We start from the raw sequence: 14,798 nt of genomic DNA, 5'->3' as shown, positions 1-14,798 counted from the left end.
GAGATAGCAAACCTTCACCGGAGCCGGATGACCAGCGTGCCCGCCGCCTTGTCGTGCCAGCCCTGGTGGACGCGATCCCATGTCAAGCTCACGTAGCACAGCAGCGTAAAAATCCAGCCGATGAACTGAACAAACGGAATCACAGACGGCAGGGCGGGCACGGCCCAGCGACCCATCGCCTTTCCCCAGCCCGGCGCCTCTCCGGTCATAGCGTGAACAACCTTGATGCCCACAATTCGCTTGCCGAGGGTCTGTCCCCACAGGGCCGTCGGCCAAACCTCGTACGCGATACCAACGAGAAGTCCCAAGATCAGCGTCACAACAGTGGTGCCCGTCGAGAACCCAGAGGTGCCGTTATCGAAGCTGGCCGCGGCCACCACGAAGAACACGATCACTCCGAGAATGCCGCCGATGATCACGTCCAGGACTCGCGCACCGAGGCGAAGACCTGGATTGGCCAACTGCACGGTGCCGCCGAGACCCAATTCGGCCCACCCCGTGCGCCGATTGTCGTCGGGCATCGGGGGTTCGTTCATGTCGCTCATGATCAGCCTCCGTGGTTCCCGCAGCGATCCGCAGACTCGGTTGCGAAACTAGCAGTGGCGTAGCGAGACGCTCAGCCGAGCCTGCCGCAGCCAAACACACGCGTCGTGTCAGTGCGGAGGTGCTAATTCAGCGCCGGATCGTCGGGGTAGCCGGCCAGCAGGCGGGCGGGCGGGCGTTGACGGGCCAGCACGTCGTGCCACAGGCTGGTTGCGTTCGCAGTGAGATCGCCCGCTGCAGAAGCGAAGACCCACCAGCAGCCCTGAACCAGCTCGCCCTGCAACTGGCTTGGACCCCACCCCGCGTGGCCGCCGTAGAGGCGCACGGCCCCCACGTCTTCGTCGAGATCGTCGGGATCTGCGGTCAAGTCCACCAGACCGACGCCCCGTGCTACCGCCCGGAATGCTCCTGCGATCTCCGACGGATGCAGATCCGAGACCGCCGCTCGCGACGCTTTGCCCGCATCGGCATCGGTGGTCGTGCCGAGCGCCAGCAGGCCCTGCGGTTCCACCGGCCCGCCAAGGCCGACGGCTGCGTCGTCATCGAATCGAGACGCCCACCGCGGCACCGCCTCCGCACAGGCGATCTCGGAGAGGCGATTGATGACCACGCCGAGCGTGCCCGCCTCCTGATGCTCGATCACATACACGACGGTTCGGTCGAAGTTGGCGTCGACGAGGCGCGGCGTCGCCACCAGCAGGTCGCCCGCGGACGGCGCCCTCACTGGCGTCACGACGACTTCAACCACACTCCGAGTCTGCCACTGCGCCACACCGTCACCGGCGCCGAACCGGCCGCAGACCCGAGAACGAGCGAAGCCGTCATATTCGATGCAGTGCTGGCTCAGATGCCAGCCGCCGCCGTGTCGGCAATCAGGCCGATCAGGACACCTCGCCTCCGGATGCGGCGGTGACGTCCTGGCGACCGGCGGTGATCCACGGCATCATCGCTCGCAGCTCCGCACCGACCTGCTCGATGGGGTGCTGTTTGCCCTCTTCGACCATGCGGCGATAGTTGGGCAGGCCATTGCGATTCTCGTCGATCCATTCCTGAGCGAAGCTGCCGTCCTGGATCTCCGCGAGGATGCGCTTCATCTCGGCGCGGGTCTCATCGGTGATGATGCGTGAGCCACGCGTCATGTCGCCGTACTCGGCGGTGGTCGAGATCGAATAACGCATGCCCGAGATGCCGGCTTCGTAGATGAAGTCCACGATCAGCTTCACCTCGTGCAGTGTCTCGAAGTACGCCGACTCGGGCTGGTATCCGGCCTCGACGAGCGTCTCATATCCGGCTCGGATCAACTCGGTGAGCCCGCCGCACAGCACCACCTGCTCGCCGAACAGGTCGGTTTCGGTCTCCTCGGCGAAGGTCGTCGTCAGCACGCCGCCACGCGTGCCGCCGATGCCCTTCGCGTACGCGAGCGCATCAGCAGTCGCATTGCCGCTGGCGTCCTGATGCACGGCCACCAGTGCCGGCACGCCGCCGCCCTCGACGTAGGTGCGTCGCACATTGTGGCCGGGCCCTTTCGGAGCGATCATCCACACGTCCACCTCGTCGGGCGGGCTGATTTGGCCGAAGTGAATGTTGAAACCGTGCGAGAACGCGATCGCGTTGCCGGCGGTCAGGTTCGGCGCAATCGAGGCTTCGTAGATTGCCGCCTGATCGGTGTCGGGCAGCGCCATCATGATGATGTCGGCCTCGGCAGCAGCGTCCGCCACATCGGCGACCCGCAAGCCTTCAGCTGTGGCCTTCGGACGCGACGACGAGCCGGCGCGCAACCCCACGACAACGTCGACGCCGCTGTCGCGCAGGTTCAGGGCGTGGGCGTGTCCCTGGGACCCGTAGCCCATGACGGCCACGGTGCGCCCGGCCAGCTGGCCCAGATCGGCATCGTCCTCGTAGTAGATGGTGGCGGGCATCGTTGCGCTCCTGTGGATCTGTCACTTGTGAGGGTTGGAGTATGCCGACAGCGGCGTCTCGGCGGGACTCTGCGGGAACTGCTCAGTCGGCGAGAGCGACCTCGGGTGCCTGCTCGCTGAGCTCGCGCAATGCGATGCGGCCAGTGCGCTGCAGGACTCGGATGCCGAACTGCGCCAGCTCAGCCTCGCAGCGGTCGATGTCGTCAGGGTGGGCATCGACGCTGACGATCAATTCCGCGGCACTCTCGTCGAGCACCTCACCGCCCCACGGCTCAACCACGCGCTCCACCGCAGCACGATCGTGGGCTCCGACACGGGCCAGCATCAGCTCGCGTTCGATCGAGTGAGCAGGCTGCAATTCGCTGATGTGGATGACGTTGATGAGCTTGTCGAGCTGTTTGGCGATCTGGTCGACATCGGTGTTGTGCACGTCGACCACGATCGTGATGCGGCTGTAGCCCGGATCATTGGTGGGCGCCACGGCGAGAGAGAAGATGTTGAACCCGCGGCGGCTGAAGAGCCCGGCAATGCGTGCCAGCACGCCGAACTTGTTCTCGACGATCGCGGCAAAGATGTGCAGATCAGGATCTGGCGCGCCGCTCATGACGGCGCTGAACCCTTGAGAACAGCGTCGGCGTCGCCCTCGGGCCCGAGGATGATGTCGTCGTTGGAACCGCCGGCGGGCACCATCGGGTACACCTTCTCGTCGGAGTCCACCCGGAAGTCGATGACGACGGGACGATCGTTGATCGAATTCGCCTTGGCGATGGCCGGAGCGACTTCCTCGGCTGACTCCACGCGGATTCCGGTGCAGCCCATGGCTTCGGCCCAGCCGACGTAGTCGGGATGGTCGGCGCTGAGGTACACTTGGCTGTAGCGCTCGGCATAGAAGAGCTCCTGCCACTGACGCACCATGCCTAGGTACGCATTGTTCAGGATTGCCACCTTGACGGGGATGTCCTCAGCGCTCGCCGAGATCAGCTCTTGCGCGGTCATCTGGAAGCAACCGTCGCCGTCGATGGCCCACACCGTGCGATCGGGCTGGCCCACCTTGGCGCCGATCGCCGCCGGCACTGCGAAGCCCATGGTGCCAAGACCGCCCGAGTTCACCCATGTGTAGGGGTAATCGAACTTCCAGAACTGGCTCGCCCACATCTGATGCTGGCCGACGCCGGCCACGACGATCGTGTCGTCGGGCGTGTTGTCACGTAACTGTTCCACGACGTACTGCGGCTTGAGCGGGTATCCGCTCGACGGCTGGTCGTATTGCAGAGGATGCTGTTCCTGCCAACCCGAGATCGTCGACTTCCACGCCGAACTGTCCGCCAGGCCGGCGGTGGCGTCGCTGGGTCCAATGCCCCCTTCGGGAGACCGCAGCGCCTCGATCAATGCCTCGACCGCCACTCGAGCATCGCCCGCGACAGCCACTTCGGGCACCCGCACCTTGCCGTGTTCGGCGGGGTCGATGTCGACGTGGATGACCTTGGCCTCGGGAGCGAAGTGCGCAGGATTGCCCGTCACCCGGTCGTCGAAGCGAGCACCGAGATTGATGAGCAGATCGGCCCGTTGCAGCGCCGTCACGGCCGTGTAGTTGCCATGCATGCCCGGCATGCCCAAGCACAGCGGATGGCGATCGGGGAAGACGCCCCGCGCCATGAGCGTCGTCACGACGTGGATATCGCACATCTCCGCGAAGGTGCGCAGTGCCTCTGCTGCTCGGGCCTTCAGCAGTCCCCCGCCGGCGTAGATGACGGGCCGCTCGGCTCTGCGGATCAGATCGGCGGCGCGAGCGATCGCATCAGGGTCCACAGCGCTGCGCGGCCGGTAGCCGGGAAGGTCCACGCTGTCGGGCCAGTACCAGTTCATCGGCAGGTTGCTGACATCCTTCGGCAGGTCGATGAGCACCGGCCCGGGTCGTCCCGTGGTTGCGATGTGAAATGCCTCCGCGACGATGCGGGGAATGTCGGCTGGGTCGGTCACGAGGTAGTTGTGCTTGGTGACCCCCATGGTGATGCCGGTGGTGTCGCACTCCTGGAAGGCATCCGATCCGATCGCCGACATCGCCACCTGGCCGGTCACCACCACCAGCGGCACCGAGTCCATGAAGGCGTCGCACAACGGCGTCACGATGTTGGTTGCCGCGGGGCCGCTCGTCACCATGGCGACGCCCGGCTTGCCGGTCACCTGCGCGTATCCCTGGGCCATGTGGCCCGCGCCCTGCTCGTGGCGGACCAGGACGTGGCGGATCGACGAGTCCAGCACCGGGTCGTAGACGGGCAGGATTGCGCCGCCGGGCAGACCGAACATCACCTCGACACCGCTCATCTCCAGGCTTCGCATGAGCGCCTGAGCGCCGGTGAGTTCCATTGCGGTTCTCCTGTGGGGTCGGTCGGGTGCTTGTCGGGCGGCGGTCGCCGGGCGGCGGCCAGCTCGTCGCGGTCGGCTTGGGTTGTCGAGCGAACTCTGGATCGTGGGTGGGCTGAGTGGTGAACGTTTGTTGGCAACAAAAAAGCCCCCCGGGCGGGAGGCGAGGCGAGCGCAATAAGGCGAACTCGCCTAAAACAGTACGAGAACGGTGCGACTGATTCGACCAGCAGGCTGGCGTGCTCGCGTGCTCACCCGTTCATTCTGTCGGGCGCGTCCCCCAGCGGCAACCTGTCTTGCCCGCGCCCGGGCCCCAAGCGCGCCCAGAATGCCAAGCCGCCGGGACGCAGCTCGCACGTAGATTGGCCGAGTGCGCTGGCGGTGGCTGACTGTTGTCATCAGCTGTGGGCTCCTCATCGTGACCGCCGGCTGCAGTTCGATCGACATCGATGTCTCCCGAAGCGGCGGGAGCACCGCAGGGTCCTCGCCAGCAGAGCCGCCGGGCACGACGCTGCCTCTGACGCAGACGCCCGAGTACGTCGCGTCGAACACACCATGCCCCCGGGGCCTCACCAAACTCGGCGCAGTACCGCTCGGCGAAGCCGCTCCAGGCCGCAGCGTGACACTCACACCGTTCCTGGAACTCGCCGAGCCGACTGCGATGGTGTTCGACTCCGATGGCTCCGGCAGCGGCTTCGTGGGCGATCGCCGGGGCAGGATCTGGCGCTTCTGGGGTGGTGAGACCGCGAGCGACGCCGTCGGCGCCGCGGCCAGGCTCGCCGCTGAGCCAGCGGCCGACTTCTCCTCCAATACCGCGGCTGAGCACGACCAGGGCCTTGTGGGCATGACGCTGGGACCCCGCGGGCGGCTGTGGATCAATCGCACCGACCGCACCGGCGCGAGCGTTCTGACCGTGCTGACGCCGACCCCCGACGACAACGCGCTGGAGGGCGGGCCGACCGACATGCTGCGGCTTGAACAGCCCTCCGCGCAGCACAACGGGGGCGCCTTGGTCTTCGGACCTGACGGGTTGCTGTACGTATCGTTCGGCGACGGCGGCGGACTGGGTGATCCCCGCCATCACGGCCAGAACGTTGCGACGCCGCTGGGTGCAGTGCTGCGTTTCGAGGTGGACACAGCCCAAAGCGATGCAACCGACGAATGGCAGCTGAGCGCCGCCGGGGGCAATCCGGACCTCGGGGCCGGCAGCGATCCGCGTATCTGGGCCTACGGTGCACGCAACTCGTTCAGCATGTCATTCGACTCGATGACGGGTGATCTGTGGATCGCTGACGTGGGCCAGCAGTGCGTGGAGGAAGTCACGGTGCTCGGTCCGTCCGAGGGCGGAGCGAACTTGGGCTGGAACGCTTGGGAGGGCAGCCGGCGCTTCGTCGGACCCGATGTGTCGAACCACCGTGTGCCCGATCTCGAGTATCGACATGGGCGCGGGCTGTGCGCTGTCATCGGGGGCCACGTCTATCGCGGGAGCCGATTGGACTGGTTGACGGGCCGTTACGTGTTCACCGATCTCTGCGGCGCTGGCGTCTTTGCGGCTTCAGTGAACAGTGGCCTAGTACCCGACGTCATCTGGCATCTCGGGGTGAGTACGCCGCGTCCTGTCGGAATTGCCGCCGACGCAGATGGCGAGCTCTACCTCATCGACATCGAGCTCGGCGTGTTCCGACTCGACGGCTGATGACGTCAGCTGCGAGCATCAAGCGAAGCTGACCGTGTTCCGGCGAACCGTTCACGACCGCGAGATCATGCTGCTCGCTGTGCCGGCGTTCGGCGCGCTGATTGCCGAACCGCTCTATGTGGTCACCGACACCGCCATCGTGGGGCGGCTCGGCACACCCGAACTGGCTGGACTCGCGATCGCGACCGCAATCCTGCTGAGCGCCCACGCTGCACTCATTTTCCTGGCGTATGGAACAACCGGCCTCGTCGGCCGGCTCGTCGGCGCAGGCTCGCCGCAGCGGGCCGCAGAGCAGGGCATCGCGGGCATGTGGCTGGCCGGGGCATTTGGAATCGTCGTCAGCGTCGGGCTGTGGGCCGGATCGGATTGGCTGGTCGGGCTGTTCGACCCGACTGAGCAGGTCGCAGCCCATGCACTCACGTACCTGCGCATCAGCCTCATCGGCTTCACTCCCCTGCTGCTGGCCATGGCCGCGACTGGCTATCTACGCGGCACTCAGGACACCGTCACGCCGCTGCTGGTGGCAGTCGCGTCCGCAGTGGGCAATCTGGTCATCGAACTCGTGCTCGTGTTCGAACTCGACATGAGCATCGCCGGGTCCGCATGGTCGACGGTTATCGCCCAGTGGGGCGCGGCCGCGGTCTTCGCACTAGCGGTACGCAAGCGGACGCGTTCAGCGGGTGTCTCGCTGCGTCTCGTGGCGGCCGCTGCGCGGCGCTATGCGCGGGTCGGCTTGCAAATGTTCGTACGCACAAGCGCCTTGCGGGGCGCGTTCGTGATGGCTGCGGTGCTGGCCTCGCGGATCGGCACCACCGAGGTCGCCTCGCACCAGATCGGAGCCGAGATCTGGGCACTGCTCGCCCTCGCTCTCGATGCCGTTGCGATCGCCGGCCAAGCAATGGTTGCGAAGGAGCTGGGCGCGGGACGGCCCGCTATTGCACGGGCCGCCAGCGTTCGAATGATCGGCATGAGCCTCCAGCTCAGCGTGGTGTTCGGCGCACTGCTGGTGCTGTTGCGCAGTCCCCTCGCGTCAATCTTCAGCACAGATCCTGAGGTGGTTTCCCTCGGCGCGTTCGTGCTGCTGTTCGTCGCCGTGATGCAGCCGGTCAATGCCGCCGCGTTCGCCTTCGACGGCATATTCATCGGCGCAGGCGACCTTGCATTCCTGGCACGAGCGATGGCCGCTGCCGCCGTGGCGTTCGCGATCATCGGCGGGGCCGTCCGCTGGGCCGATCTGGGGATCGGCTGGCTGTGGGCTGCACTGATCGTGTTCATGTGCCTGCGCGTCGCGCCGCAGTGGATGCGATTCCGAGGCAACGCCTGGCTGCGAACCGGCGAGGCTTGAGCGCCAGGGCTTATTTCCGGAGACGCACGGTGAAACGGTGCTCTTCTTCGATGAAATCGGGCTCGGTGCCGTTGTGTTCCGCCATGCTCGGAATCGCTTTGCGGCGGATGCCCATGCCCAAGGCTTCGACGTAGCCATAGTCGCGCATGAAGCTGACCAGTAGTTGGTTACGCGCGTACCGAGCTCCCGAGCGGATGCCGTCCACGGACACCGAATTGGGCAGCCTGCCTGGACTCTGGATCTCCAAACGGTCATCAAAGATGGAAAGCAGGACATCGGTCCCACTGATGCTGTAGTCCCGATGGACGAGGGCGTTAACGATGATCTCTCGCAGGGCTTGGTCCGGATAGTCCCGACGCTGCACGCGACGACCGCCGACCAACGACGCTTGGACGTCGGTCGCGCGATGAACGAAGTCGATGACACGTTCCACGATCCCCGTTTCGACCACGGAGCCGTCAGCGGCGACGAGCGGGACCAACGCGCCCTTGATGTCCTCGTCGGCGCGTGATGCATAATCCGGTTCCCGACCTCCGAATCGGACTGCGCGTACGCCAGATTGAGGTACAAAACGTCGCGCGTTCGCGCCAAAAAGCAGCATCCCGTCCACAGTCGCAAACACCGCATCACCGAGTTCGACAGCAAGTTCGAGATTGCACAGCAGCTGACGCCACTCGGGCGAGTCCGTTGCGGGCAGACCTTGGTCACCCCGAATCCGACTGAAGTAGTCCCGAAGCCGCCGATGGTCCAAGTCTCTAGGAGAGCTGCCCGCTACAGGTTTTAGCCCGTAGTGAAATCCGCCCGACTGCTGGTACAGGCGCTGCTCTTCCTCGCGCGTGGCGTCGCGCGTCGTCGTGCCGACCCGAACTTTGGTAACCCAAGTTGAGCCTTGCCTGACCTTGTACGGCTTGTCGGGGGCATTGGAAGGTAGCGCAATAACGCCGATGACCGCACCGGCTTGTGCATCGAGTACCTCCCACACCGGGATCACCGACGGTTGCAGGTGGTCACGCGCGACCTGCATCACCCACACTTCGGCGTCCTTGGGTGGCCGGGTGAGTCCGCTGAGTGAGCCATCGTCTTCGACGCCGAGCAAGACATGACCGCCGTCGAGGTTGAGCAGCCCCGCAATCCTGGCAGCCAGCTTGGCAGGTTGTACGTCGTCGCGCTTGAACTCAATGCGGGAATTCTCACCAGCAGCCACCATCTGCAGCAGGTCGGTGCGATTCATGATGCGCCGTCAGAAGCCGTACTTGCGACGCCGCTTTTCGAATGCATCTTTGCCGCCTTCCAAGACTTCTTCGACCAATATGCGGACTGCCGGTGTATCGATCGACCCCATGCGCTGTGACGCAATGAACGCCTTGCCGCCCTCGGCTTCACCCAATGCGTCGAGGCCCAGGATCAGCTCGGCGTCGCCCAAGACAGGAATATTGGCATTGTGCGTGGAGAACACGAATTGGCGTCGCCGCTTGTTATCACGCATGCGCTCGACGACTACTTCACTGATAAAGCGGTTATCGAGGTCATCCTCGGGCTGGTCGATGATCAGCGGCGCATCGGATTCCAGCAGAAGCAGAAGCAGAACCGCAGTGGCCTTCTGACCTTTCGACAGCTGGTCGAGCCCGTGCCACGAGGGTTCTATCGCGCCGCTGGCTGTGTTTAGGAGCAGATCGGTGGTTGACGGCAATTCCAATTCCTCGATCTTCATCAACGTGCCCTCGGCCGCGCTGGCAAGATTTTCGGCCTGTGCTCCTTTCAGGCCGTACTCCCGAGCCAGCGTCGTCGCGCCCTCCCGGCATCGGTCCGCTAACTCACGTAGCGACAGCTGCGGCGTTACCTCTAACCGTTCGAGCGCCTCCGCCAGCCGGCCCCCTATTTCGTTCCTCAGCAATTCGAAAAGCGGCGCCCGATCACCCGCCGCTGTGACCTTGACTTGAACTAGACCCTTCAGCTGCGAGTTCACCTGCTTGGCGGCACCGTCGAGTTCGCGGAACTGGACGGCTTTGAGATCTTCCCACTCAGCGAGCAGGTCGCGCCTCTGCTGGCGTTGGTTCGCCTGCAGACGCACGAGTACGTTGCGTCTTTCCTCGAGCGGTCGCAAGCTCTCGATGTTGCGACGCAAACGAATGAACTCTTCCCCGTCAACAGCAGACTTCTGCAACTCCCGCAGAATCGACTGATACTGCGCATCGATTTCAGCCTTGTGATCAAACCACCGCGATGTGATCGCGTCAATGTGCTGCTCCGCCTGCACCAACGCTTCCTCGAGTTGCCGTGCTGCGGTTTCGAGTGCGCTGTTGAGCTCTTCGAGTACCTGGTTGACATCGTGCAAGATCGGTCCGCCTGGCAAGTCGGCCAACGCCCGTTGTGAGACGAACGCCTGGTCAACAGGGAGTTCCTGCCGCAGAGTCGCGAGGACATTGCGAAATGACCCCAATCGCTCCGGAATTGAGTCGACGATCTGTGCCTCACGGACCAGCAGGCTCTGATCCCGAAGACGTTCTTCGAGACCCGCCTCTTGGAAGCGCACCAGAGTTTCTTCCAGTTGGGGCAGAGCTGCGAGGTTCTCATCGATCTGCGCAAGCTCCCCCGTTGTCTCGACGATGGACTCTCGTGCCTTCCGCAAACCACGCAGCACGCTTGCCTTGCGCTGACTGATGTCAGCGTCAGCTCGCACGAATCGATGCAACAGTTGAGTCAGTTTCTCGCGGCTTCGCGTGAGTTCTGAAATCTCGTGCTGACCGTAGACCTCGACGCGCGGCAGTACGTCGGCGGGACGGAGTTTTGATACTTGGCCGCTTGTGTCACGAATGATCGGCGGATTCGGCACGGTCCGTTCGATGCGGTAGATCCGCTCAGAAGGATTCAATGAACGCACTTCAAGCGAGACCTTGGTGCCATTGCGCAAAACGTGACGCACGATCTCTTGATGGGCGTTTCGTGCCTCATCACCGACCGGTTCTAGTCCCAAGACGTAGCGGATGCTCTCGATCGCAGTGGACTTACCGGTTCCGCGTCCCCCGATGAGCACGTTGAGGTTCGGATTGAAGTGAATCGCGCCGCCGTCGAGGAATCCGCCGCCTTGCCACGCGAGCGCCAACAATTCAGAGTGCTCTTCGGGTTGACCGTCGCTGTGCAGCCGTATGCGTGAATCCGGGTCAAGGAATGCTTGTCGCAAGCCTTCGACGTCCCATGGGTCGGACATCTTAATCCAGCAGGTAGCTGCCGGATTCTCAAGATCGTCAGGTTGCACAATGTCCTTGGCGTTCACGACCGCAACTGCGAGCGCTCGGCCAGCGGGACGTTCGCGGGCATACTCGACGTTCTTGTTGCACACAATGCGAGGAAAGTCTCCGGGGAGATCATCGACCCGGCCTGGAATCTGCACCGCGAGTAGGTGCTCATTCCGCCACGCCGCTACCCTTGCCTGTCCTTCCAAGGCCTGAAACAGTCCCTTCCTCCCGCTGACATGGGCGGCAATTGCCACTCCACCCTGCGCGTGCACCGCTTGCAAAAGCAATTCGAAGTGTTTCGTGCTTGGCCGGGACGAAGGCCGCGGGTCGCGGATTCCAAATTCGCCGAGATAACGACCCAGCTTCTCCATCTCGGTGCTGGCTGGGTAGATGCACAGCACGTGTATGCCTTCCGCAGACTCCAACTCAAAACCCGGCAGCACGACAATTCCTGACCCGACGGCAGCATCATGGACCGTCGGCACCTCCGCGACGCTGTTGTGGTCGGTTATGGCAAGCACGCCTATGCCGAGTTCTTTGGCCTTAGCGATGAGTGCTGACGCGTAATCGGCAGGATTGCCTTCGCTCGCTTGGCCGCGATGGGTCCCGCTGTAGTTGTGGGGATTGACCTGTAGGGCGCATCGTACGAAGTGCGCTCCCGACGGCAGGCGCAGCGCATCGGCGACGACATCGGGTTCGCTCTTGGTCATCGCCATCCTCGCGTCAACGGTCCCGCGCGCGATCATACGGCTGCTCTTGGCGAGTACTCCGCTCTTGTCAACCGAGTCTCAAGCGTTGCGGCGCTGGGCGAGGATCTGGTTGACGGCCTTGCCGTCGGCTTGGCCCCGGGTGGCCTTCATGACGGCGCCCACGAACACGCCCGCCACTTTGGCCTGGCCTGAGCAGTACTTCTGCCACGCCTGCGGATTCTCGGCGATGGCTTGATCGACGAGCGACTCAAGCTCGCCCGATTCCATTGCCTCGAAGCCCAATTCGGCTGCGATGGTCGCCGGGCCGGCCGCTGGGCCGCCCGCCCGCCCGCACATCTGCGCGAGAACGTTCTTGGCCTGCGTGGCAGTCAGCTGTCCGGAGGTCTCCATGGCGACGAGCGACGCGAGCTGTTGTGGCTCGAGCAGCTCGGCGCCGTCGAGCGCGAGGTTCTGGACGGCGTGGGTGACGGTGCGCCCTGCGTCGGCACCGAGTTCGACTGCGCCGAGCACGAGCGAGGCGAGGCCCCGGCTCACGACCACCTGGGCATCGCCAGGATCGGCGCCCAAGGCATCCAGACGTGACCGCTGAGCGGCGGGCAGTTCAGGCAGGCAGGCGCGCACCCGCTCGATCCACGCGTCGTCGGGCACGAGCGGAACCAGATCCGGTTCAGGGAAGTAGCGGTAGTCGTCGGCTTCTTCTTTGGACCGCAGCGAGTGCGTGCGCCCGTCTTCGGCCCAGTGACGCGTTTCCTGAACCGGAGCATCGCCTGCTTCGTAGAGCCCGATGTGTCGCCGCACTTCGAAGTCGATGGCGTTGCGCAGCGACCGCAGCGAGTTGAGATTCTTGACCTCGCAGCGGGTTCGCAGTTCCTGCCCGCCGGTTGGGCGCACGCTGATGTTCGCATCGACGCGCATCGAGCCCTCTTCGAGGCGAGCATCGGACGCTGCGAGCACCAGCAGGATCGCACGCAGCTCCTCGACGTACGCGCTGGCCTGTGCTGCCGAGCGAATGTCTGGCCGCGACACGATCTCAAGCAGCGGCGTGCCGGCGCGGTTGTAGTCCACGAGTGCGCCGACCGCGCCATGAATGCGGCCGTCAGCACCGCCGATGTGCGTCGTCTTGCCGGCGTCTTCCTCGAGATGGGCACGTTCGATCCCCACCCTGGCTTCGCCGGGCACATCCAGCCAGCCATCGGCGCAGATCGGCTGGTCGTACTGGCTGACCTGGTAGTCCTTCGGCATGTCGGGATAGAAGTAGTTCTTGCGGTGGAAGATCGACGGCCGGATCTCGCAGTTGAGTGCGAGCCCGACCGACATCGCCAACTCGACGGCACGGCGATTCAGGACCGGCAGCGAGCCGGGCAATCCCAGGCAGACCGGCGTCACGTTGGTGTTGGGCTCGTCGCCGAACCGGCTCGGCGCTGCCGAGAACAGCTTGGTGACCGTCGCGAGCTCGACGTGAACCTCAAGCCCGATGACGGTCTCCCAGTCGCCGCCCGCCATCACGATTCCTCCCCGGCCCCAAGACGAGGTGGCCGCAGCGGGGGGGCCACACGCTCGAGCGCGGCGGCGACAGTGAGCATTCTCGCCTCGCACATTGCCGGAGCCAGGACCTGCACACCGACGGGCAAGTCCGCAGCCCCGGTGCCGAACGGCACCGACATCGCCGGATCACCGCTCAGGTTGGACGGGATGGTGCAGGTGTCGCACCGGTACATGGTCATCGGATCCGAGCGCTCGCCGAACGGGAATGCCACACACGGCGAGGTAGGCGAGAGCAGCACGTCAAAATCGGTATACGCAGCGTCGAAATCGCGCCGCGTGAGCATGCGGACTCGCTGCGCCTTTCCGTAGTAGGCGTCGTAGTAGCCGGCGCTGAGCGCGAACGTGCCGAGCATGATGCGCGCCTTGACTTCCGAGCCGAAACCGGCTCGCCGGGTCAGACGGTTCATCTCCTCGGCATCGGCACCGGCGACGCGCAAGCCGTAGCGAGTGCCGTCGTAACGCGCCAGATTGCTCGATGCTTCGGCGGGAGCGATGAGGTAGTAGGCCGTGAGTCCGTAGGTGACGGCCGGGACCGAGGCGCGCCCGACCCGAGCGCCGGCGTCAGCCAGTGCGTCCGCCGCCTCGTGCAGCCGCTCGATGACCTCCGGATCCATACCGCCGAGCGAACCGTTCGAGCTCCCTCCGGCCAGTTCACCGATCACGCCGACGCGCAAACCCTCGACGCCTTCGCGTAGCGCTGCGCCGAAGTCGGGAACCTCCGCCGGAACCGATGTGCTGTCGGCAGGGTCGTGGCCGCTGATGACACCCAGAGCCAGCGCCGCGTCGGCCACATCGCCAGCAATCGGGCCGATCTGGTCGAATGAACTCGCAAACGCCACCAAGCCGTACCGGCTGACGCGCCCGTAGGTGGGCTTGATGCCCACGGCACCGCACAGCGCTGCGGGCTGACGGATGGAACCGCCCGTGTCCGAACCCAGCGCCAGCGGCGCGAACCCAGCTGCGACTGCAGCCGCGGAGCCCCCGCTGGAGCCGCCGGGCACCCGGGCGAGGTCGTAGGGATTGCGTGTCGGCCCGAACGCTGAGTTCTCGGTCGAGCTGCCCATGGCGAACTCGTCCAGGTTCGTCTTGCCGACCATGACGGCACCCGCAGATGCCATGGCGGTCACGACGGTGGCGTCGTATGGCGGCAGCCAGCCCTCGAGCATGCGCGACGAGCAGGTGGTCGCGATCCCGCGAGTGCACAGGTTGTCCTTGTAGGCGACAGGCACACCTGCCAGCGGACCGGGATCGCGGCCGTCTGCGACCATGGCATCGACCGCCGCGGCGGCAGCCCGCGCCTCGTCAGCGGTGACGGCATTGAACGCCGCCACGTTGCTGTCGTGGGCTTCGATCTGGCTCAGGTGCCCCTCGACGACGTCGACAGCCCGCCGGGTGCCGGATCGAACGTCATTCGCGATGGCTGCAGCTGTGGTCATCGAG

The 14,798-nt window shown here is 64.9% G+C and carries 11 protein-coding genes; 2 read left to right on the top strand and 9 right to left on the bottom strand.

The window, feature by feature from the left end:
• Positions 1–14: 14 nt before the first annotated feature.
• The 5 genes from ACQY5K_RS16630 to ACQY5K_RS16610 form a co-directional block, all read right to left on the bottom strand.
• Entirely contained in the window at positions 15–545 is a 531-nt protein-coding gene (locus ACQY5K_RS16630; protein WP_428117572.1) for an RDD family protein, read from the bottom strand.
• 122 nt (positions 546–667) lie between these two features.
• Positions 668–1,291 (bottom strand): YqgE/AlgH family protein, encoded by a 624-nt coding sequence (locus ACQY5K_RS16625; RefSeq protein WP_428117570.1) that lies wholly within the window; start codon positions 1,289–1,291, stop codon positions 668–670.
• A 133-nt stretch (positions 1,292–1,424) separates the two neighbouring features.
• Entirely contained in the window at positions 1,425–2,462 is a 1,038-nt protein-coding gene (gene ilvC / locus ACQY5K_RS16620) for a ketol-acid reductoisomerase (protein WP_428117568.1), read from the bottom strand.
• 82 nt (positions 2,463–2,544) lie between these two features.
• On the bottom strand, positions 2,545–3,066 hold the full coding sequence (gene ilvN, locus ACQY5K_RS16615) for an acetolactate synthase small subunit (protein WP_428117564.1): 522 nt from the start codon (positions 3,064–3,066) through the stop codon (positions 2,545–2,547).
• Positions 3,063–4,931, bottom strand: a complete 1,869-nt coding sequence (locus tag ACQY5K_RS16610; protein WP_428122742.1) for an acetolactate synthase large subunit — start codon at positions 4,929–4,931, stop codon at positions 3,063–3,065. Before ACQY5K_RS16610 ends, ilvN begins: the two co-directional genes overlap by 4 nt.
• Positions 4,932–5,244: 313 nt before the next feature.
• Here ACQY5K_RS16610 and ACQY5K_RS16605 point away from each other — a divergent pair, with 313 nt between their 5' ends.
• On the top strand, positions 5,245–6,522 hold the full coding sequence (locus ACQY5K_RS16605; protein WP_428117561.1) for a PQQ-dependent sugar dehydrogenase: 1,278 nt from the start codon (positions 5,245–5,247) through the stop codon (positions 6,520–6,522).
• Between the two features lie 34 nt (positions 6,523–6,556).
• Positions 6,557–7,867 (top strand): MATE family efflux transporter, encoded by a 1,311-nt coding sequence (locus tag ACQY5K_RS16600; protein WP_428117559.1) that lies wholly within the window; start codon positions 6,557–6,559, stop codon positions 7,865–7,867.
• A gap of 10 nt (positions 7,868–7,877) precedes the next feature.
• Here the strand turns inward: ACQY5K_RS16600 and ACQY5K_RS16595 are convergent, their stop codons facing one another.
• The 4 genes from ACQY5K_RS16595 to gatA form a co-directional block, all read right to left on the bottom strand.
• Entirely contained in the window at positions 7,878–9,098 is a 1,221-nt protein-coding gene (locus tag ACQY5K_RS16595; RefSeq protein ID WP_428117556.1) for an ATP-binding protein, read from the bottom strand.
• Positions 9,099–9,107: 9 nt separating this feature from the next.
• Positions 9,108–11,819 carry a TrlF family AAA-like ATPase gene (locus ACQY5K_RS16590; RefSeq protein WP_428117553.1) on the bottom strand — a complete coding sequence of 904 codons (2,712 nt, stop codon included), beginning with the start codon at positions 11,817–11,819 and terminating at the stop codon, positions 9,108–9,110.
• A gap of 72 nt (positions 11,820–11,891) precedes the next feature.
• Positions 11,892–13,316, bottom strand: a complete 1,425-nt coding sequence (gatB, locus tag ACQY5K_RS16585) for an Asp-tRNA(Asn)/Glu-tRNA(Gln) amidotransferase subunit GatB (RefSeq protein ID WP_428117550.1) — start codon at positions 13,314–13,316, stop codon at positions 11,892–11,894.
• Positions 13,316–14,794, bottom strand: coding sequence for an Asp-tRNA(Asn)/Glu-tRNA(Gln) amidotransferase subunit GatA (gatA, locus tag ACQY5K_RS16580; protein WP_428117547.1), 1,479 nt, complete (start codon positions 14,792–14,794; stop codon positions 13,316–13,318). Before gatA ends, gatB begins: the two co-directional genes overlap by 1 nt.
• Positions 14,795–14,798 lie beyond the last annotated feature (4 nt).

The sequence above is a fragment of the Candidatus Poriferisodalis sp. genome (genome assembly GCF_965262965.1).
Classification (GTDB): domain Bacteria; phylum Actinomycetota; class Acidimicrobiia; order Acidimicrobiales; family Poriferisodalaceae; genus Poriferisodalis.
This window is presented reverse-complemented; position numbering and strand designations above follow the sequence as displayed.